This window comes from Yersinia rohdei ATCC 43380, from assembly GCF_000173775.1.
Classification (GTDB): Bacteria; Pseudomonadota; Gammaproteobacteria; order Enterobacterales; family Enterobacteriaceae; genus Yersinia; species Yersinia rohdei.
In genome coordinates this window covers 58,520-80,006 of the sequence record NZ_ACCD01000016.1, presented here as the reverse complement: position 1 = coordinate 80,006, position 21,487 = coordinate 58,520, and the positions used below count along the sequence as shown (strand labels likewise).

The window sequence follows — 21,487 nt, the reverse complement described above, 5'->3', positions numbered from 1 at the left end:
CGGGCAGATAGGTTGGTCACAAAGCGGGCTAAAACGCCGCTTTTTGCCAACAAATGTCATAAGCGACGTTTTAACATAAGAAATAAAATATAACTCTCAGAAATGGCGAACAAAAGTTGTGTAATCTGGCGGCGTTACTTTGGTCGCAGCTTTCAATTGTGGCGTCCCAAGGTAAAGGAAGCCCACAATCTCATCTTGCTCACGGCAGGCAAAACCCTGACGAACCACCGGATGGTGAGTCCAGGAGCCGGTACGCCAAATCCCATTAAAACCTTGAGCCAGAGCCGCCATCTGCATCGCCTGCACCGCACAACCGGCAGAAACCACCTGTTCCCAGATAGGGACTTTAGGATTTTCTGTTACATGAGCAATCACGGTAATAATCAGTGGCGCGCGAAAAGGTGCCAGTTTCGCTTTTTCCAGCACCGCGGCATCCGCCCCATCGTGCTTAACGGCATCTTGCAGCAGCTGGCTAAAACGCTCCAGCCCCTCATCTTGAATTAAAACAAAGCGCCACGGCTGTAATGTGCCATGATCAGGTGCTCGCATACCTGCATGGATAATATTATCCAACGCTTCGCCCGCTGGGGCTGGCACAGTTAAACGAGAGGCCGAACGACGATTTAATAACAGTTCTAATGCATCCATCATTTTCTCCTGATAACGATTTTCATTTTCAGCAAGGTAGCATAAGTTGTCGTTTTGTTACCAGCGCTGAGCTATTAGCGAGATTTCTCGGTGATTTAAAGCTGACTTTTGCTCGTCAGGTCATTAGGATAACGTTACTTGCCCGGTTTTGTTGGAGATAACATGCGCACTTTGTGGCGAATTATTGCTGGCTTTTTCAAGTGGACTTGGCGTCTGCTGAATTTTGCCAGAGAGTTTATTCTGAATCTTTTCTTGATACTGCTAATTTTGGTCGGTGTCGGTATTTACCTTCAGTTCCAAAGCAAACCGGCAGAACCGGTTAAGGGCGCACTGTTAGTTAATTTAAGTGGCGTGGTGGTTGATCAACCGGCGGTGAATAATAAACTGCGTCAATGGGGCCGTGAGCTATTAGGGGCATCCAGTAATCGTTTACAGGAAAACTCCCTGTTTGATATCGTCGAAACGCTCCGGTTAGCAAAATCGGATAGCAATATTACTGGCGTGGTTTTATCACTCAGTGATTTTACCGGCGCAGACCAACCTTCACTGCAATATATTGGTAAAGCGCTGCGGGAATTCCGCGACACCGGTAAGCCGATTTATGCCATCGGCGACAGTTATAATCAGAGCCAATATTATTTAGCCAGCTTTGCCAACAAAATCTACCTGTCGCCACAAGGCGCGGTGGATCTGCATGGTTTTGCCAGCAACAATCTTTATTACAAGTCACTGCTGGAAAAACTCAAAGTTACCACCAATATTTTCCGCGTCGGTACTTATAAATCGGCGGTTGAACCCATGATTCGGGATGATATGTCCCCTGCCGCGCGTGAGGCTGACAGCCGTTGGATTGGCGGGTTATGGCAAAATTATCTGACCGCAGTTTCCGCTAATCGGCAATTAACTCCGGAGCAACTGTTCCCAGGTGCAGCCGGTGTTATCAGTGGATTACAAGCCGCGGGCGGTTCTCCTGCGCAATATGCGCTAAATAGCAAACTGGTCGATCAATTAGCGTCTCGTCCTGAGGTAGAAACCGATCTGGTCAAAACCTTTGGTTGGGACAAAAAGAATAACGATTTCAATTACATCAGTATTTATGACTACCAACCAACACCCGCCCCACAGCAAGGTGAACAGATAGCCGTTCTCTTTGCTAACGGCGCTATTATGGACGGCCCACAGACGCCAGGAAATGTCGGCGGCGATGCACTGGCGGCGCAAATTCGTCAGGCGCGGTTAGATCCGAAAATTAAAGCGGTTATTTTGCGGGTAAACAGCCCAGGCGGCAGTGTTAGCGCCTCGGAACTGATCCGTTCTGAATTAGCGGCTTTACGTGCAGCTAACAAACCATTGGTCGTGTCAATGGGGGGGATGGCGGCCTCTGGTGGATATTGGATCTCAACACCGGCCAACTATATTATCGCCAACCCAAGCACCCTGACCGGCTCTATTGGTATCTTCGGCGTCATTAATACGTTCCAAAACTCACTGGAAAGTATTGGCGTACATACCGATGGGGTGGCGACCTCGCCTCTGGCTAATGTGACGGTAACCAAAGATTTGCCACCTGAATTCTCTCAGATGATGCAAATAAATATCGAAAATGGCTACAAAACCTTTATTGATTTGGTTGCCACCGCGCGCCACAAGACACCGGAGCAAGTTGATCAAATTGCCCAAGGTCATGTGTGGATTGGTCTGGATGCCAAGAATAATGGTCTGGTCGATCAACTGGGTGACTTTGACGATGCCGTTAAGAAAGTGGCTGAGTTGGCAAAACTGAAAACCTGGCAGCTGAATTGGTTTGTTGATGAACCTAGCCTCAGTGATTTGATTTTTGGTCAAATGAGTGCATCAGTGCAGGCGATGTTACCTGCCGCTATTCAGGCCTGGTTACCGGCTCCGCTCTCGGCAATGGCGCAAGCCGTGCAAGAACAACCCAGCTTGCTAAATACGCTCAATGACCCACAAAGTCGTTATGCGTTATGCCTGACTTGTGGTGATGTTCGTTAGCCAACCTCTATTAATCTCTAAATACTTAGCCCGACGCTTGTCGGGCTTTCCTTCCTCGCCAGTCTCCTTATAATTCACCCATCTCACTCAGTTCGACTTTCAGGCATATTACTCATGCAGAAAAAATCTATTTATGTCGCCTATACCGGCGGGACTATTGGCATGCAGCGCTCGGAACAGGGTTACATTCCTGTATCTGGCCATCTGCAACGCCAACTTGCACTGATGCCTGAGTTCCATCGGCCCGAAATGCCCGATTTTACTATCCATGAATATGTGCCATTAATTGATTCTTCAGATATGACTCCTGAAGACTGGCAGCATATCGCCAATGATATTCAGCAAAATTACGATTTATACGATGGCTTTGTTATTTTGCATGGTACCGATACCATGGCATTTACCGCCTCAGCCCTCTCCTTCATGCTGGAAAATTTAGCCAAACCGGTTATTGTCACCGGCTCTCAAATTCCCTTGGCAGAATTACGTTCTGATGGGCAAACCAACTTACTTAATGCCCTCTATCTGGCCGCCAACCATCCCGTAAATGAGGTCAGTTTATTCTTTAATAACAAACTGTTCCGTGGCAATCGCACCACTAAAGCCCACGCGGATGGCTTTGATGCTTTTGCTTCTCCCAATCTCTCGGTCTTGCTGGAGGCGGGGATTCATATTCGCCGGATGGCGTCTGTCGAGTCCCCCATTAATAATGGCCCATTAATTGTTCATAGCATCACACCCCAGCCCATTGGCGTGGTCACTATTTATCCCGGAATATCCGGTGCCGTCGTGCGTAACTTCCTGCTGCAACCCGTCAAGGCACTTATTTTGCGATCTTATGGTGTCGGTAATGCGCCACAAAAAGCCGAGTTACTGGACGAATTAAGAAATGCCAGCGACCGCGGTATTGTGGTGGTGAATCTGACTCAATGTATTTCTGGTCGGGTCAATATGGATGGCTACGCCACCGGCAATGCATTGGCCCATGCCGGTGTTATCAGCGGTTTTGATATGACCGTTGAAGCGGCTCTAACAAAATTGCATTATCTGTTAAGCCAAGAACTCTCCCCCGCAGACATCCGCCGGTTGATGCAACAGAACCTGCGCGGCGAGTTAACTGATACTAATTAATCTGGTAGGTTTTTAATGAATGCGGCGCTGCTGTTAATTGATTTGCAAAATGACTTTTGCCCAGATGGTGCGTTAGCGGTAGCCGAGGGTGACCAGGTGATTGCCATCGCAAATCAGGCTATTGATGTCAGTCAGAGGCAAAAAATGCCCATTATCGCCAGCCAAGATTGGCACCCTGCCGAACATCGCAGTTTTGCCGTCAATTCCAATGCGGTGCCGGGCACTGTCGGCGAGTTGCAGGGGTTACCCCAAGTTTGGTGGCCGGTGCATTGTGTACAAGACACGCCCGGAGCGGCCTGGCATCCGCAATTGAATCACACCTCTATTACCGCGATTTTTCGTAAGGGCCAAGAGACAGATATCGACAGCTACAGTGCCTTTTTCGACAATGGCCGGCGGGCAAAAACTCCGTTAGATGATTGGTTACAACAGCATGGAATTACTAGCTTGTTTATTATGGGATTGGCGACAGATTACTGTGTGAAATACACCGTTTTGGATGCATTAACTTTAGGTTATAAAACGACCGTCATCAGTGACGGGTGTCGCGGAGTCAATCTGCAACCTCAAGACAGCCAACTTGCACTTAATGCGATGCGCGATGCCGGGGCAAACATACAAACATTAGCGCAATTTATTGCCGAAATAGAAGCTCAGGTTGCTTAACTTAGTGGCGGCCAGCAAGCGCTGCCCGATGAGCTTCTTTAAATAAGGTCACTACCAATAAGAAGCATACCAATAAGGCCAGTATCAATAAGGTCACTATTAATAAGGTCAACGGCAAGTCAGACTGCTGACAAAGCTGATTGGAGGGGAAATGTAGCGCAGGGGTCGTGGCCGCATAAGCGGCCGGAGCGCCCCTGAGTGCAGTCGCCCCGACTGGCTCGGAGCTGAATACGTTGGTTTGTCGTCAGCCTCAAACTCAACTTTAAGCCAGTGATTCATGTCAGTGATGCGGATAAGTGCGCGCAGCTAACAACTCTGTACCGTCAAGGACAAAGGGTATCGCGCACTATTCTGGCTTCAGTCTTACCAACGTCGGCTGGCTAAACTGCTGCTTTAGCTCTTGCTTGGTTTTCATCACTATTTGGCCGTCAGTACCAATGCTCATATGCTGTGCATCCTCATTATGACGGGCTTGCCATAGCATCACCATTTGCAGACTGTTTTCTTTCTGCTCAGGCGTCAGAGCCACGCCATCGGGCCATTTACCTAACTCTACTGCCTGAACTAAACGTTGGTAAATTTCTGGCGTCATTACTGAAAGCAGGTCTTCAAGCTCCATCAGAGCATCCTCACATAACGAATAACAAGCTGAATCGATTTTTCATGAATCAAAACGTGACTGTAATTAGCACTTATCCGGCGGTTTGTTCACCATTTTGGTCATCGACAAAATTCAATGATGCCGAATTCACGCAATAACGCTCACCCGTGGGTTGTGGGCCATCCGGGAAAACATGCCCCAAATGCGCATCACAATTACCGCAACGAATCTCGATACGATGCATATTGTGAGAATTATCATCAATATAGCGAATAGAATCGGCATCGATTGGTTGATAGAAGCTAGGCCAACCACAGCCCGCATCAAACTTGGATTCGGAGATAAAAAGCGGCTGGTTGCAACACAAACATTGGTACACACCGTCGCGCTTATTGTGCAGTAATTTGCCACTAAAAGGCGCTTCAGTCCCCCGCTGTTGGGTGACATGCCGCTGAATATCGGACAGTTTCTCAATATGTTCTGTAGGGTTCAGTTCTTTAGCCATTTGTGCGGTTCTCTGGCAGGGAATAAAGTCAACGAAAACAATGCTTAATAATAACAAAAAATTAACAACAAAGCAGTTAAAATTGTCCTAAACTCTATGCCATCAGAGTTGCGACGGCATAAATGTGATAGAATTCGCAAATATTACTGATTCTCACTTTAAACTGAATAATTAGCCCCAATATAAAAATGAGGCTAAACATATCAGGAAACGCGTGATTAATGTTCGATCTACCTCCTTTGGTTTGATTTGTAGCAATAATTGACACGATTCCGCTTGACGCTCGGTAAGGTTTTTGTAATTTTACAACCAACCTTTTATTCACTAACAAATAGCTGGTGGAATATATGACTATCAAAGTAGGTATCAACGGTTTTGGCCGTATCGGTCGCATTGTTTTCCGTGCTGCTCAGGAACGTTCTGACATCGAAATCGTTGCAATCAACGATCTGTTGGACGCTGACTACATGGCGTACATGCTGAAATACGACTCTACCCACGGTCGTTTCGACGGTACTGTAGAAGTAAAAGACGGCCATCTGGTTGTTAACGGTAAAACCATCCGTGTTACCGCAGAGAGAGATCCGGCTAACCTGAAATGGAACGAAGTTAACGTTGACGTCGTTGCTGAAGCAACTGGCCTGTTCCTGACTGACGAAACTGCACGTAAGCACATTGCTGCTGGCGCGAAGAAAGTGGTTCTGACTGGTCCTTCTAAAGACGACACCCCTATGTTTGTTATGGGCGTTAACCACAAGTCTTATGCTGGCCAAGAAATCGTTTCTAACGCTTCTTGCACCACTAACTGCTTGGCTCCACTGGCTAAAGTTATCAACGACAAGTTCGGTATCGTTGAAGCGCTGATGACCACTGTGCATGCAACTACCGCAACTCAAAAAACTGTTGATGGCCCGTCTCACAAAGACTGGCGCGGCGGCCGCGGCGCATCCCAGAACATCATCCCTTCTTCTACCGGTGCTGCTAAAGCAGTAGGTAAAGTCATTCCAGAACTGAATGGCAAACTGACAGGTATGGCGTTCCGCGTTCCTACTCCTAACGTTTCTGTTGTTGACCTGACTGCACGTCTGGAAAAACCAGCTTCTTACAAAGAAATCTGTGCTGCCATCAAAGCAGCTTCAGAAGGCGAGCTGAAAGGCGTTCTGGGCTACACCGAAGACGACGTTGTTTCTACCGATTTCAACGGCGAAAAACTGACTTCAGTATTCGATGCTAAAGCGGGTATCGCGCTGAATGACAACTTTGTGAAACTGGTTTCTTGGTACGATAACGAAACTGGCTACTCAAACAAAGTTCTGGACTTGATCTCTCACATCTCCAAATAATGGATTGATGTAGATTTCGGTTAAAAGGCCACCTTCGGGTGGCTTTTTTTTTGCATTTACACCGGGGTGTAACTGCACCAATTCAGTGTCGTCACCACAATAAATTGCGCAATATCAATGATTCACCACGACACTGTTTTAGGTTTGCTGCAAGATTTACCGGCTGTGATATTATCGAAAGTCTAAAGTTCAATGAATCTCAAGTTCCTATTCCCATAAGGCCAAACGAATGAACGAGAAAGTATTCACCCTACCTGTTGTTGAACAAATTTCGCCTTACATCAGCCAACGTCAGATCGACGATCTGCCAGTGGTGGTGGTTTCCCATCCGAAAGTTCGCGCCGCAGTAAGCTTGCAAGGTGCCCATTTGCTGGCCTTCCAGCCTAGCGGTGAGCAACCGGTTATCTGGCTAAGTAATAACACCCCATTTAAAGAAGGTGTGGCTATTCGTGGTGGTGTTCCTATCTGTTGGCCTTGGTTTGGCCCATCCGCACAACCTGCGCATGGTTTTGCCCGTTTGCTGTCATGGACTCTGAGCGCCCATGATGAGAACGAAAATGGGGTTATGCTGACCTTTACTCTGAAAGACAGCGAAGCATCACGTAAATTCTGGCCACATGCATTCACTTTGATTGCCCGCTTCAAATTAGGCGATGAATGCGAAATGGAATTGGAATCACATGGTGATTATCAAGCCGTGGCAGCGTTGCATACTTACTTCCAGATTGGCGATATCAATCAGATTAAAATCAGTGGCCTTGGCGATAAATACTTAGATAAAGTGCTAAAAATCACTGATGCCACTCAGCAAGGCGACTTAGTGTTTAATGGTCAGACTGACCGAATTTATACCCAGCCAGAAGCCTACAGCCTGATAAAAGATGCTGTGCTGAAACGCACCATTGAAGTACATCATCATCATCAAAGTGATGTGGTGGCCTGGAACCCAGGTGCTGAACTGTCTTGCAGTATGGTCGACATGCCAAATGATGGCTATAAAACAATGGTTTGCGTGGAAACCGCACGTGTTAATAAGCCTTTGGTCGCGACACCAGATGCCCCTGCGCGTCTTGCTATGACTATCCGTAGCCGTAAGAATTCCTGATAGTGGCGCACAAAAATGGGGCTTTAAGCCCCATTTGAGTTTGACGATAACCCTGGATTACAGCGCCGAGTCAGTCAATTAGCGGAAAGTGTAAGTCACACCCGTCCACAACACACCACTGTATGTCGAATCCACCATCGGGCTATTTTTCACTTCACTTGCCAGACGAATATAACGGCCAGTAAAGAAAGCATTCCAATTCGGATTGATATTATAGTTAGCGCTCAATTCAAAATACGGTGCCCAGCTATCACTTGGGCTGTATTGCGCCAAACCACTGCGCGCTGATTCCCCACGGCTGACACCATAATAATAGTTATTCTGATCTTCACTGTTCCAGCTAACACCCACACCCGGCGTCAATGTCCAGCTATCCAGATTAAAGCGATACAGATAAGCCAGGTCGCCAATAAAACCGCCGCTGTTATCCAATACGTCGCCGGAGAACATGGTCCGGAGCGTACCCCAATCTTCAATATGAGAATATGACATCCCAGCCATCATGGTGCTGCGACGTTTATCCAGCTGTTTCATCTGCTGGTCATCACTGTCGCTCGGCTTAAAATGCAGTGGCAAGAAATAAGCATCAATTGACAAGCGATTAGTATCATCTTTCCACAGGTAATAACCCGCGGCCAAGGTGCGGAAGTAAAAATCATCACTTTCATAAGAAATAACCGGCACTGGATAAACACGGTCATTCTTACCACGATAAGGGTCTGGACTGACTAATGCAGAGGCCCCCAAAGACCAGGTTCCCGCCATCGCGGTCGGCATACAAACGGCACTAGCCACAGCCAGAGCAGCCAACGCTTTAATTTGTTTCATTTCTATGTAATGTTTTTTCACCGAAAAATCCCTTTGGTCACAAAATAATAAGTTAACTTAGTGTAAATCAATTGCTTGTCCGTGGCGAAATCTTTACACATTCCCACTTGATTTCAATATTAGCTGCCTAATTTATCGCCGATAACCTCCCGATTGACAAGCTGAAAATTTAGCCAGATTTGTTCACAATAAAATAACAATATTTTCAAATAGATAATATTGATTAACCCTATATAAAATACTGTAAATAAAATAAAAAATAGATTTAATTATCGAATAGTGGTTACTTATTGTACTGATGAGGGTAAGTCAGTGCTTAAGGGGAACTTGACCTTTAGAGGAGACGCGACCATAACAATAAGGTAGTAGTTTCAAAATTTTAACCCAATAAAGCGCTACTATTATTTTAAGTTCCCAACCATTTGAACAGGACGGGCATCGCTATGAACATATTTGATCACTATCGCCAGCGCTATGAAGCTGCCAAGGACGAAGAGTTCACACTGCAGGAATTCCTTACTATCTGTCAGCAAGATCGCAGTGCGTATGCCAATGCGGCTGAGCGTCTGCTGATGGCTATTGGTGAACCTGTCATGGTCGATACCGCACTTGAGTCCCGCATGTCGCGGTTATTCTCCAACCGGGTTATTGCTCGCTACCCTGCTTTTGAAGAATTCTATGGCATGGAAGAGGCCATTGAACAGATTGTGTCCTATCTTAAACATGCGGCTCAAGGGTTAGAAGAGAAGAAACAAATTCTGTATTTACTCGGCCCAGTCGGTGGCGGTAAATCATCACTGGCTGAACGGTTGAAAGCCCTGATGCAGCGGGTGCCTATCTATATTTTAAGTGCCAATGGGGAGCGCAGCCCGGTTAATGACCACCCTTTGTGCTTGTTCAATCCACAAGAAGATGCGGCGATTTTAGCCAAAGAGTACAGCATTCCTAGCCGCTATCTTGGCACCATTATGTCGCCGTGGGCCGCCAAACGCCTGCATGATTTCGGCGGCGACATCACCAAATTCAAAGTCATTAAAGTTTGGCCGTCTATCCTTGATCAAATTGCGATAGCCAAAACTGAGCCGGGTGACGAAAACAACCAAGATATCTCTGCGCTGGTTGGTAAAGTTGATATCCGTAAATTGGAAAATCACGCCCAAAACGATCCTGATGCCTATGGTTATTCTGGCGCATTGTGCCGCGCCAACCAGGGGATTATGGAATTCGTTGAGATGTTCAAAGCACCAATTAAGGTGCTGCACCCCTTGCTGACAGCAACACAGGAAGGAAACTATAACGGCACAGAGGGGATATCTGCCCTGCCATTTAGCGGCATTATCCTTGCGCACTCTAACGAATCTGAATGGGTCACCTTCCGCAATAACAAGAATAATGAGGCATTCCTTGACCGTGTCTATATTGTCAAAGTGCCTTATTGCCTACGTGTATCAGAAGAAATAAAAATCTACGACAAGTTGTTGAATCACAGTGAATTGACTCATGCCCCTTGCGCCCCTGGCACCTTAGAAACACTGGCGCGCTTCTCGATTTTGTCGCGGATGAAAGATCCGGAAAATTCCAGCATTTACTCCAAAATGCGGGTATATGATGGCGAAAGTCTGAAAGATACTGACCCGAAAGCCAAGTCTTATCAGGAATATCGCGATTATGCCGGGGTGGATGAAGGGATGAACGGCCTTTCCACTCGTTTTGCTTTTAAAATTTTGTCTCGGGTATTTAACTTTGACCATGCAGAGGTCGCCGCTAACCCGGTACATCTTTTCTATGTGCTGGAGCAACAGATTGAACGTGAACAATTCCAGCAAGATGTGGCAGAAAAATACCTTGAGCATCTCAAAGGCTATTTGATTCCGAAATATGCCGAGTTTATCGGTAAAGAGATCCAAACGGCCTATTTGGAATCTTACTCTGAATATGGTCAGAATATTTTCGACCGCTATGTTATCTACGCCGACTTCTGGATTCAGGATCAAGAATATCGTGACCCTGATACTGGGCAGTTGTTTGACCGTGAAGCGCTGAATGCCGAGCTGGAGAAAATTGAAAAACCAGCGGGGATCAGCAACCCGAAAGATTTCCGCAATGAAATTGTCAATTTTGTGTTGCGCGCCAGAGCCAATAACAATGGCCGTAATCCAAACTGGACTAGCTATGAGAAGCTGCGCACGGTTATCGAGAAGAAAATGTTCTCCAACACCGAGGAGCTACTGCCGGTTATCTCCTTTAATGCCAAGACCTCAACAGACGAGCAGAAGAAGCATGATGACTTTGTCGACCGAATGATGGAGAAGGGTTATACCCGCAAGCAAGTTCGCTTACTGTGTGAATGGTATCTGCGGGTAAGAAAATCATCATAACCTGTTTACTGACGCACTATGGCATCTCGCCCAGATAATCAGCTAATTGATCTGGGCGAGATACTGGGAGCTTAGTCAACTAAGTGACCTGGGTGAGTGATGGCAGCCATCACCGCAACAATGTGAAAGATGCAGGGAAAACCCAATAGATTTCGCATTGTGGCAAGGCGGCAACTGAGCGAGGCCCTGGGAGCTTAGTCAACTAAGTAACCTGGGGGAGTGATGGCAGCCAACACTGCAACAATGTGAAAGGTGCAGGGAAAACCCAATAGATTTCGCATTGGGGCAAGGCGGCAACTGAGCGAGGCCCTGGGAGCTTAGTCAACTAAGTGACCTGGGTGAGTGATGGCAGCCAACACTGCAACAATGTGAAAGGTGCAGGGAAAAAGTCGTTTGGGGGATATTATGGGCTACTTCATTGACCGGCGACTTAACGGCAAAAACAAAAGCATGGTTAATCGCCAACGCTTTTTGCGCCGCTATAAGTCACAGATTAAACAGTCAATTTCTGATGCTATTAATAAAAGATCGGTTACTGATGTTGAGAGCGGCGAATCCGTCTCAATACCTATTGATGATATTAATGAGCCGATGTTCCATCAGGGGCGTGGGGGGTTACGTCATCGTGTGCATCCGGGTAATGACCATTTTGTGACTAATGACCGCATTGAACGCCCTCAAGGTGGCGGGGGTGGTGGCGGCAGTGGTCAGGGCAATGCCAGTCAGGATGGTGAAGGTGAGGATGAATTTGTCTTTCAGATTTCTAAAGACGAATATCTCGACTTGTTGTTTGAAGATCTCGCGCTGCCCAATTTGAAAAAAAATCAGTATAAACAACTGACTGAATTTAAAACCCATCGTGCTGGTTATACCTCCAATGGTGTGCCCGCCAATATCAGTGTGGTGCGCTCACTGCAAAACTCGCTGGCGCGTCGCACCGCAATGACGGCCAGTAAACGTCGCGAATTACGTGAGTTGGAAGCCGCACTCATCTTGTTAGAAAACAGCGAGCCGGCACAGTTGTTGGAAGAGGAGCGCGTACGGAAAGCCATTACTGAATTAAAACAAAAAATCGCCCGAGTCCCTTTTATTGATACTTTCGATTTACGTTATAAAAACTATGAACGTCGTCCTGAGCCATCGAGTCAGGCGGTGATGTTTTGTTTGATGGATGTGTCTGGCTCTATGGATCAGGCCACCAAGGACATGGCAAAACGCTTCTATATCCTGCTGTATCTGTTTCTCAGTCGCACCTATAAAAACGTTGATGTGGTTTATATCCGCCACCACACGCAGGCCAAAGAAGTGGATGAGCAAGAATTTTTCTATTCACAAGAAACCGGTGGGACGATTGTCTCCAGCGCACTGAAACTGATGGATGAAGTGGTTCAAGAGCGCTATGACCCCGCGCAATGGAATATCTACGCCGCCCAAGCCTCTGATGGGGATAACTGGGCTGATGATTCGCCACTATGTCATGAATTACTGGCGAGAAAGATTTTGCCCGTGGTGCGTTATTACAGCTATATCGAAATAACACGTCGTGCCCATCAAACACTGTGGCGGGAATACGAAGACTTGCAGGAAAGATACGAGAATTTTGCTATGCAACATATTCGGGAACCCGAAGATATTTATCCGGTATTTCGTGAATTGTTCCATAAGCAGACTGTTGATAATTAATTGCCCGCCACAACATAGCCGGAAGCTATTGCTAGTCTTCCGGCTTTTTCATACGTTAAAATGATTATTCCCGCGTTATTCTCAGAGCTAACCCGATGAAATGGCATGATGGACTACGACAACCTGGCATCTTGGCGGCATTAACTGCCGCAATACTCTTTGGTGCTGGCACCCCCTTGGCGAAGCTATTGCTCAATACTGTCAGCCCGTGGCTATTGGCGGGATTACTGTATTTGGGCTCAGGTGCCGGTCTGGCACTCTATCGGCTCATAACCCGCCCGGCGGCAGTCCATTTACCACGCCGCGAGCTGCTCTGGTTTATTGGGGCCATTAGCGCAGGCGGTATTATTGCGCCGGTGTTGTTGATGGTGGGCCTGACCGGAATGCCTGCCTCCGGTGCATCTTTGTTACTCAATGCCGAAGGCGTGTTTACCGCCCTGCTGGCCTGGTTTGCTTTCAAAGAGAATTTTGACCGCCGTATTGCTCTGGGCATGATTGTTATTGTTGCGGGCGCGGCTATTTTAAGCTGGCCGGGAGAGGCAAATTTTGCCGGATGGTGGCCAACACTGGCCATTCTGGGGGCCTGTTTTGCCTGGGGGATTGATAATAATCTGACCCGCAAAGTCTCCCTGACTGACGCCACCTGGATTGCCTCGGTCAAAGGTCTGGTGGCCGGGGTGGTCAATCTCTGTTTGGCTATTGCCCTCGGCGCAACCTTGCCCCCACTGACAAATTTGGCCGGTGCTATGTTAGTGGGCTTTTTTGCCTATGGTGTCAGTCTGGCGCTGTTTGTGATTGGCTTACGCCATCTGGGTACCGCACGCACTGGGGCTTATTTCTCCATCGCCCCCTTTTTAGGTGCGGTATTGGCTGTGGCTATGGGTGACACTGTCACATTACCTTTGATTGTTGCGGGCTTGCTGATGGCAATAGGTATTTGGCTGCATCTCACTGAGCAACATGAACATCAACATCGGCATGATGACGTCATCCACGAGCACGAACATCTGCATGATGAACATCATCAGCATCCTCATGATTACCCGGTCAATGCCAATACCCCACATAAGCATCCCCACCAGCATCTGCCGCTGGAGCATTCTCACCCACATTTTCCAGATGCCCACCATCGCCATAAGCATTAATCTTGATAAATCGGCACATTAACAACTCGTTAGCGGCAAAAATCACTCCAAAACCTGCCGCACCTAGCATGACGGGCACTTTTACCGCCTATTGGTCATCCAGTTGACTAAAGCGCAGCTCAAGATAATCAAGCACCGCGCGCACTGACGGAAGCAACCCGCGCCGTGAAGGAAATACCGCATGGATAATGCCATGACGCAATGTCCAATCCGGTAACAAGTGAATGAGTGCGCCTGTGGCCAAGGGGTCGGTCACCATCATCACCGGCAATTGCACCACGCCAACACCGCGCAATGCAGCACTGCGTAAGGTGGTCATGTCTGCTGTTACCAGCCGTGGCTGATGATAAATACGGGCCTGCGCTCCCTCCGGCCCCGCCAAATCCCAGATAAACGCCTGTTGCGGTTGCCCCAACGCCAGACTTGGCCACCCGGTCAAATCAGCCGGTGTATTCACTTCCCCTTGCTGGGCAATCAGCTCAGGGCTAGCCACCAAGCATTGGCAGCGATTACCCAAAATTTTTAACACTAAGTCACTGTCTTGCAGTGGCGGTGGCCGCACACGAATGGCGATATCAATGGCTTCAGCTACTGGATCCACCCGCCGATTGGTCGCCTCAAGGTGAATGCTTACCAAAGGGCAAGTGACCATAAAATCGGCCAACATAGCACTGACCGTCTCTTGTAACAGCGCCACCGGACAAGTAATCCGCACCACACCTCGGGGTTCTGCTCGGGTTAAATCAATGGATTCTTGCGCCGCTCTGGCCTCTTCGAGCATGGCTTTGCAGTGTTCATAATAGGTGCGGCCGACATCAGTCACGGCAAAACGTCGGGTTGAGCGCTGGATTAACCTGACCCCCAACCGCTCTTCCAACAACGCCAGCCGCCTGCTCAGTTTCGACTTTGGTAGGCCCAGCACTCTGGCGGCGGCGCTGAAGCCGCCATGCTCCACCACCTCGGCGTAATAATAGAGATCATTGAGATCCTGCATGCTTTAGCCCCGCGTTATTGTTCTAAAAACAGAACACTGATAATCAATTTTGCTATCTACTGCTTAGATTATCCTGAATATATACTTTATCCAATCTGCAGCCACGCGATTTACCACACAAGGCTGCTATACCGACTAAGGAGAAAGTGATGAAAAAAGTTCAAGGTATTTACCGTGCACCTCGCCAACATTGGGTGGGTGATGGTTTTCCGGTGCGCTCACTGTTTTCTTATCAGAGCCACGGCAAGCAACTGAGTCCTTTCCTGCTGTTGGATTATGCCGGGCCGATGGATTTCACCCCAACCCAGCATCGGCGTGGGGTCGGGCAGCATCCACATCGCGGCTTTGAAACTGTCACTATTGTTTATCATGGCGAAGTTGAGCATCGTGATTCCACCGGCAAAGGCGGTGTTATTGGCCCCGGTGATGTGCAGTGGATGACCGCGGGCGGCGGTATTTTGCATGAGGAATTTCACTCACATGACTTCGCACAACAAGGTGGCGCTTTTGAAATGGTGCAATTGTGGGTCAATCTCCCCGCCAAAGACAAAATGGCAACGCCCGGTTACCAGGCCATTCGCAGTGAAAGCATTCCTCAGGTCGAATTACCTGATGCTGCTGGTAGCCTGCGGGTTATTGCTGGTGATTATGCGGGGGAACATGGCCCAGCACGGAGCTTCTCACCACTGTCCGTGTGGGATATCCGGCTAAATCAAGGCAAAAGTGTGGAACTGTCACTGCCTGATGGCTGGAACACCGCGCTGATTGTGTTGCGCGGCACTGTGCAGGTCAATGGCGATGCTGTGGCTCGCGATGCTGAAATGGTGTTACTGGACGCCGCGGGTAGCCATGTGACTATCGAGGCCAACAATGATGCCCTGCTGCTGTTACTCAGTGGTGAACCCATTGATGAGCCCATTATTGGTTACGGGCCATTTGTGATGAATACCCAGCAGCAGATAGCTGAAGCCATTGCTGATTTTAACAGCGGTGGTTTTGGTTCAATGGAAAGCCAGCCATAACCCCTGATTTACCCGCCATTACCTGACCCACATTGTGGTTAGGTAATGGCATTCAATGAGTCGCTTTTCAGCCCATCATTGCGGCGCTAAAAACAGGCGTATCTCGGGTCGCGCGTAATCCCTTTTCTCTTCCAGTTATCAACTAAACTTACTTTGGTACCCAGAACCCACGTAAATAAAACTGCGGTACTTTCCAATATTCTGATTATTTATTGATACTTCAATAATCATCATTTGTCCTATTTTATTTATTCATAATTAGTGATATTTCAATAAGGACTGATAATGATTTCATATTAACTAATATGACTGCCAAGCGATTGTTTATCATGGGAATTATTATGAAGCCAAAAAAAATAGCCGCGTCGAAAGCTGCCACACCGCTTGAGTACAATGAAAATAATGCATTATTACGCGCTTTGGACAGTTCATTAGCCATTATTGAGTTTGATCTTTCTAGCCAAATTATCGCGGTTAATCAAAATTATCTTGATTACTTTGGCTATCAGCGTGATGAAGTCATTGGCCAACATCACCTGATGTTTTGCCCGCATGATTACGCCACCAGCGACGAATATCGAACAATTAAACAATGTTTACGCGCGGGAGAATCACTGGAAGGCACTTTTGAGCGATTACACAAAGACGGCTCGACAGTCTGGCTGGCCGCCATTTATCAACCGGTTCCTGGCCCTGATGGCACCCTGACCCGAGTGGTGAAAATTGCCAAAGACATCACTTTCTTAATTGAACAACAAAAAGCCACCCAAGAATGGGTACAGTTGCTAACTCAGCTAACTGATCGCAGTGACAGCGCGATGTTTATCTCTGCCAACAGTAAACAAGGGCAGCAAGCTGTTTATATCAATCAGGGATTTACCAAGTTGTTTGGCTATACCCCGGAGCAAGCGCTGGGGCAGAACATGGTCGACTTGCTGCAAAGCGAGCACCCAGAACAACTGGCATTGATGGACTCGACCTTACCTGATACACATCAACAATTGCTGCCTAAAGAACTTTTCTACAGTAAAGACCGGCAACCCCATTGGTGTTCGGCCGTGATTAACTCCTTGGCGAATGGGCAAGGTGAGCAAAGTTATAGCATCGGGGTATTAACGGATATCACGATGACCAAAATGTACGAAGTGTTGCAATATAAGGTGTTAGAAGCACTGGTTCGCGAGCGCCCGCTCGCCGAAGTCATGTCTTTGCTGTGCAACGAGGTCGAGCGTATTGCGCCAGAGGTGACCGCCAGCATCTTGTTTGCTGACGGGCCGGACACACTTAGCCACCTCGCCGCCCCTAATTTGCCGTCGATTTATACCGATTCACTCATCAACGTGCCCATTGGCCCCTCCGCCGGTTCCTGCGGTACCGCCGCATTTCGTAAAGAACCGGTCGAAGTGCAGGATATCGCTACTGACCCATTGTGGGCGGGTTACCGTCATTTGGTTTTGCCTCATGGATTACTGGCTTGCTGGTCGACCCCTATTTTCTCCAGTCAGGAAAAAGTGATTGGCACCTTTGCTTTTTATTACAAACAGGTACGTAGCCCTAGTGAGTTTCACCGCCAGTTAGTCAAATTAATTGCCAACCTGTGTTCTCTGGCCATGGAGCGGGAACTTTCGCGCAAACAAATTCAGCAGCTCGCGTTTTATGATCCCCTCACTGGGCTACCCAATCGCAGCCAATTTTTGGTGTATGCACAGCAAGCCATCACCTTGGCGACAGAGAGCGGCCACTCACTGGCAGTATTAGTGATTAATCTGGATCGCTTCAAGCAGGTTAATGACTCGCTCGGTCATGCTGCGGGTGATGAGCTCCTGGCCGCGATTGCCCAACGTCTGCGCCATGAATTGTCAAAAAATGACCTTATTGGCCGCCTGTCGGGCGATGAATTTATTATTCTGGCACCTTGCACCATGCAGCAGGCCACCGTGAAAGTTGAAAAATTGCTCAGCTTGCTTTCCCAGCCCTGCATCATAGCCAGCGTCAATATTATTCCTTCGGCCAGTATTGGGATCAGTTTATATCCAGAAAATGGTGTAGGCATGGATATGCTGATGAACCATGCGGACATTGCCATGCATAAAGCCAAGAAATTGGGTTCCGGACATTTCAATTTCTTCAGCGTGGAAATGAATAATATCAATCAACAACGCCAGGATATGGAAGATGCTCTGCGCCACGCCTTCCATATTGGCTCTTTGCAGTTATTTTATCAGCCCCAAGTGATGTTGAAGGATGGGCATTTGTATGGTGTCGAAGCGCTGAGTCGCTGGATTCATCCGGTGCTGGGGGATATTCCACCCAACCGGTTTATTCCAATCGCCGAAGAATGTGGCTTAATTAATGAGCTGGCCCTGTGGGCCCTTAATACCGCTTGCCAACAACTGGCAGACTGGCGTTTACGGGGGGTTGATATTCCGTCAGTTTCAGTGAATTTATCCCCAAGTAATTTCCATAACCCGGGGTTGCCGGATACCATTTCATCTATTTTGCAACATTACAATTTACCCCCACAGGATCTGACCTTAGAAATTACTGAAGATATTTTAATTGAAAATAACCCCGCCATTTTCGCCACCATCCAAAAAATTCATCGTTTGGGTGTCAGATTATCAATGGATGATTTTGGTACCGGTTATTCAAGTTTGAGTTATTTGCGGCGTCTTGACCTTGATGAGATCAAGCTGGATAAGAGTTTTGTCCACGACCTTGAATATGATGAAACCAGCCGCACACTGAGTGAGGCGGTGATCCGTATTGGTGAAAGTTTACAGCTTTCAGTGATTGTGGAAGGGGTCGAAAATGAAGCCCAGCGCACTTTGTTGAGCCGGCAAGGCTATCAGATTGGCCAAGGATTCCTTTTCTCTGAGGCCCTGCCCGCCATTAAACTAGAAAAATGGATACAGCATCGTGTCGCAATGTAGTTAATGAATAATAAGAGATATGTGATGAGTTGTAGTACCCTAGTGGACGATTCCAACACCAATAGGTGACAACGTCACCATTATTGGCTTTGGCTGTACCCAACCTTTTCATTGGTCGGCAAATTATTTATCCTTGCCACCGGTGTAATCTGGATGTTGTTTTATTGCTATGCAAAAATTTCTGTTCCTACTATTAAGCCTGATTCTGTTAGGCCCATTGGGTATCGACCTTTATCTGCCCACAATCCCCGCCATTGCCAAAGGGCTAAATAGCAGTGAGTCACTGATCCAGTCCACCATTGCCTTATTTATTCTGGTATTGGGTATTGGCCAACTGATTGCCGGGCCTTTGGTTGATAAATATGGGCGCAAACCCATCGCGATCATTGGCATTATTCTTTACATGCTCGGTGCCGCCATGGCCGCACTGGCTGTCAGCCCATTGATGTTTGTTAGCTCGCGCCTGCTACAAGGTGTGGCGGTGTGCTGTACTGCGGTGGTGGCCTTTAGTGGTGTTCGTGATCGCCTCAATGGCAATGAAGCCGCTCGTGCTTTTGGTTTCCTTAATGGCACCTTAAATATTGTTCCCGCCCTGGCCCCCTTGCTGGGTGGCTTGCTGGCAGAGGCTTTTGGCTGGCGAGCGCCATTCTGGTTCCTGGCGCTGTATGGTTTGCTGGTATTAATTCTGGTGATTGCTTTCCTACCAGAAACTCGCCCGGCAGAGACGCAACCGGTGAAAAGTTTGCCGATAAAAAACTATCTGCGCATTTTACGTGATGACCGTTTCTTGGTTTTCTCACTGGTCAACGCCGGTGCCATGGGCATGGCATTAACTTATGTTTCGCTGGCACCTAATGTGTTGATGGTGGGTGCAGGTCTCAGCCCATTGCAATTTTCGCTGGCCTTCGGCGCGAATGGGTTTTGGATCATGGCGGTCAGCTTTTTTGCCAACCGAATCATCCAAAAAGTGGGCCGCCCGGCATGCCTAATGACCGGCAGCCTGTTAATGGCGCTAGGTTGTTTGGGATTATTATTCGGTCTGACACAATTATCGGCAGAAACTCAACAGCACTGGCTGGTGTATATGTTGCCGGTTGCCAGTGCCTGTGCTGGTTTAGCCTTTATGATGGGGCCAGCAACCAGTTATGCACTGGAACCTTATGCCAATGAAGCCGGTGTGGCCTCTGCCTTGGTGGGATTTGTTCAAATGGCAGGTGGAGCCGGATTAGGCCTGCTGGCAATGGCCTTACCTATTGAACCTAAACTCTCATTGGCTATCGTGATGTTGGCCGGTTGCTTACTGGCATGGCAAGCACGCCGCGCCAGTAAACATGTGCGCGGTACATTGCAAAAGATAAACTAAACCGCTAGGTGCGCTGGGTGGTAACTTTCACTCTATTGGCCAGCGCACACATCAATTCATACCCCACAGTGCCGGCGGCTTGCGCCACGGTATCAATAGGCACATTTTCACCCCATATTTCCACTTTGCTGCCAATTTGCGCTTGCGGACAAGGGGTTAAATCCACCGTCAGCATATCCATCGAAATCGCCCCCACCGTTTGTGTCAGTATGCCGTCCACCATTATAGGCGTGCCATTGGGAGCAAGGCGTGGGTAGCCATCGGCATAGCCACAAGCAACCACCCCAATGCGCTGCGCGCTGCGGGCTTGGTAGCGGCTGCCATACCCCACGCAGTGACCGGCAGTTAAAGACTGCAGCGCAATAATTTCACTGTTCAAGCTCATCACCGGCTGCAGGCCAATTTCTGCAATATCAGCCACATCACCGCTGGGCGACGCGCCATACAGAATAATACCGGGTCGAACCCAGTCAAAATGAGTCTCGGGATTGCCCAGTATGGCGGCGGAGTTCGCCAAACACCGCGCCGCCGGAATAGCAGCACTGGCTTGTTGAATAACAGAGAATTGCTCACCCACACCAATAGGATTATCTGCATTGGCAAAGTGACTCATTAAGGTGATATCCCCAACATTACTCAGACTGGTTGCCCATTGCCAAATGGCATCCATTTGGCCGATTGGAAAACCTAACCTATTCATACCGCTATTGAATTTTAAATAAATATTAAGTGGAGCAGATAAGCGCGCGGCATTGATAGCCTCAAGTTGCCAGTCGCTGTGCACCGTGGTGGTGAGGTGGTAATGATCCAGCAACATGATGTCCCGTGGCTGGAAAAAACCCTCCAGCAGCAAAATTGGCCCTTGCCAGCCCTGCTCGCGCAGCATTATGGCCTCATTTAAATCCAACATTGCAAAGCCGTCGGTTGCCGCTAACCCTTGCCAGACTCGCGCCAAACCATGACCATAAGCATTGGCTTTCACCACCGACCAAATTTTGGCGGCCCCCACATGCTGGCGAACAATATTCAGATTATGGTGCAGGGCAGATAAATTAATGGTGGCAGATATCGGGCGCGGCATGCGTATTCCTTCCAGAACAGTGTTCAGTTAAAGACAGCTCTGCGGCCC

At 48.1% G+C, this 21,487-nt stretch carries 17 protein-coding genes; 11 read left to right on the top strand and 6 right to left on the bottom strand.

All coding sequences use genetic code 11. The features are described 5' to 3' along the window. Positions 1-96: 96 nt before the first annotated feature. The gene (locus tag YROHD0001_RS06605) at positions 97-648 is read right to left on the bottom strand and encodes an NAD(P)H nitroreductase (protein ID WP_032817145.1); all 552 of its coding nucleotides are present in this window, start codon (positions 646-648) and stop codon (positions 97-99) included. A gap of 162 nt (positions 649-810) precedes the next feature. Between YROHD0001_RS06605 and sppA the strand changes: the two genes are divergently transcribed. The 3 genes from sppA (at position 811) to pncA (ending at position 4,458) form a co-directional block, all read left to right on the top strand. Then, positions 811-2,661, top strand: coding sequence for a signal peptide peptidase SppA (gene sppA, locus YROHD0001_RS06610; RefSeq protein WP_004715280.1), 1,851 nt, complete (start codon positions 811-813; stop codon positions 2,659-2,661). Between the two features lie 114 nt (positions 2,662-2,775). Beyond that, positions 2,776-3,792 (top strand): asparaginase, encoded by a 1,017-nt coding sequence (ansA, locus tag YROHD0001_RS06615; protein ID WP_004715279.1) that lies wholly within the window; start codon positions 2,776-2,778, stop codon positions 3,790-3,792. Between the two features lie 15 nt (positions 3,793-3,807). Continuing rightward, positions 3,808-4,458: a bifunctional nicotinamidase/pyrazinamidase gene (gene pncA / locus YROHD0001_RS06620; protein WP_004715278.1), complete on the top strand. Its 651-nt coding sequence runs from the start codon at positions 3,808-3,810 to the stop codon at positions 4,456-4,458. A gap of 346 nt (positions 4,459-4,804) precedes the next feature. On the opposite strand, the gene YROHD0001_RS06625 is transcribed toward pncA, so the two are convergent. Both YROHD0001_RS06625 and msrB read right to left on the bottom strand, forming a co-directional pair. Beyond that, positions 4,805-5,077 carry a YeaC family protein gene (locus YROHD0001_RS06625; protein WP_004715276.1) on the bottom strand — a complete coding sequence of 91 codons (273 nt, stop codon included), beginning with the start codon at positions 5,075-5,077 and terminating at the stop codon, positions 4,805-4,807. A gap of 73 nt (positions 5,078-5,150) precedes the next feature. After that, positions 5,151-5,564 carry a peptide-methionine (R)-S-oxide reductase MsrB gene (gene msrB, locus YROHD0001_RS06630; RefSeq protein ID WP_004715275.1) on the bottom strand — a complete coding sequence of 138 codons (414 nt, stop codon included), beginning with the start codon at positions 5,562-5,564 and terminating at the stop codon, positions 5,151-5,153. Positions 5,565-5,911: 347 nt separating this feature from the next. Here msrB and gapA point away from each other — a divergent pair, with 347 nt between their 5' ends. Beyond that, the gene (gapA, locus tag YROHD0001_RS06635) at positions 5,912-6,907 is read left to right on the top strand and encodes a glyceraldehyde-3-phosphate dehydrogenase (RefSeq protein WP_004875218.1); all 996 of its coding nucleotides are present in this window, start codon (positions 5,912-5,914) and stop codon (positions 6,905-6,907) included. Between the two features lie 229 nt (positions 6,908-7,136). Beyond that, the gene (locus tag YROHD0001_RS06640; protein WP_004715274.1) at positions 7,137-8,012 is read left to right on the top strand and encodes a D-hexose-6-phosphate mutarotase; all 876 of its coding nucleotides are present in this window, start codon (positions 7,137-7,139) and stop codon (positions 8,010-8,012) included. A 78-nt stretch (positions 8,013-8,090) separates the two neighbouring features. Here the strand turns inward: YROHD0001_RS06640 and YROHD0001_RS06645 are convergent, their stop codons facing one another. Further along, the gene (locus YROHD0001_RS06645) at positions 8,091-8,861 is read right to left on the bottom strand and encodes a MipA/OmpV family protein (RefSeq protein ID WP_032817143.1); all 771 of its coding nucleotides are present in this window, start codon (positions 8,859-8,861) and stop codon (positions 8,091-8,093) included. Positions 8,862-9,283: 422 nt separating this feature from the next. Between YROHD0001_RS06645 and yeaG the strand changes: the two genes are divergently transcribed. The 3 genes from yeaG to YROHD0001_RS06660 all read left to right on the top strand — a co-directional run bounded on the left by yeaG (position 9,284) and on the right by YROHD0001_RS06660 (position 14,046). Continuing rightward, the gene (gene yeaG, locus YROHD0001_RS06650; protein ID WP_004715272.1) at positions 9,284-11,218 is read left to right on the top strand and encodes a protein kinase YeaG; all 1,935 of its coding nucleotides are present in this window, start codon (positions 9,284-9,286) and stop codon (positions 11,216-11,218) included. A gap of 405 nt (positions 11,219-11,623) precedes the next feature. Then, positions 11,624-12,901: a YeaH/YhbH family protein gene (locus YROHD0001_RS06655; protein ID WP_032817142.1), complete on the top strand. Its 1,278-nt coding sequence runs from the start codon at positions 11,624-11,626 to the stop codon at positions 12,899-12,901. 95 nt (positions 12,902-12,996) lie between these two features. After that, complete coding sequence (locus YROHD0001_RS06660) at positions 12,997-14,046, top strand: DMT family transporter (RefSeq protein ID WP_004715270.1); 1,050 nt, start codon at positions 12,997-12,999, stop codon at positions 14,044-14,046. Positions 14,047-14,134: 88 nt separating this feature from the next. Here the strand turns inward: YROHD0001_RS06660 and YROHD0001_RS06665 are convergent, their stop codons facing one another. Next, the gene (locus YROHD0001_RS06665) at positions 14,135-15,040 is read right to left on the bottom strand and encodes a LysR family transcriptional regulator (RefSeq protein WP_004715269.1); all 906 of its coding nucleotides are present in this window, start codon (positions 15,038-15,040) and stop codon (positions 14,135-14,137) included. A gap of 149 nt (positions 15,041-15,189) precedes the next feature. On the opposite strand from YROHD0001_RS06665, the gene YROHD0001_RS06670 reads away from it, so the two are divergent. The 3 genes from YROHD0001_RS06670 (at position 15,190) to YROHD0001_RS06680 (ending at position 20,358) form a co-directional block, all read left to right on the top strand. Continuing rightward, complete coding sequence (locus YROHD0001_RS06670; RefSeq protein WP_032817140.1) at positions 15,190-16,062, top strand: pirin family protein; 873 nt, start codon at positions 15,190-15,192, stop codon at positions 16,060-16,062. Positions 16,063-16,403: 341 nt separating this feature from the next. Next, complete coding sequence (locus YROHD0001_RS06675) at positions 16,404-18,995, top strand: bifunctional diguanylate cyclase/phosphodiesterase (RefSeq protein ID WP_032817158.1); 2,592 nt, start codon at positions 16,404-16,406, stop codon at positions 18,993-18,995. 169 nt (positions 18,996-19,164) lie between these two features. Then, positions 19,165-20,358 carry a multidrug effflux MFS transporter gene (locus YROHD0001_RS06680; protein ID WP_004715265.1) on the top strand — a complete coding sequence of 398 codons (1,194 nt, stop codon included), beginning with the start codon at positions 19,165-19,167 and terminating at the stop codon, positions 20,356-20,358. A 4-nt stretch (positions 20,359-20,362) separates the two neighbouring features. On the opposite strand, the gene dadX is transcribed toward YROHD0001_RS06680, so the two are convergent. Beyond that, on the bottom strand, positions 20,363-21,439 hold the full coding sequence (dadX, locus tag YROHD0001_RS06685) for a catabolic alanine racemase DadX (protein ID WP_004715264.1): 1,077 nt from the start codon (positions 21,437-21,439) through the stop codon (positions 20,363-20,365). Between the last annotated feature and the right edge of the window lie 48 nt (positions 21,440-21,487).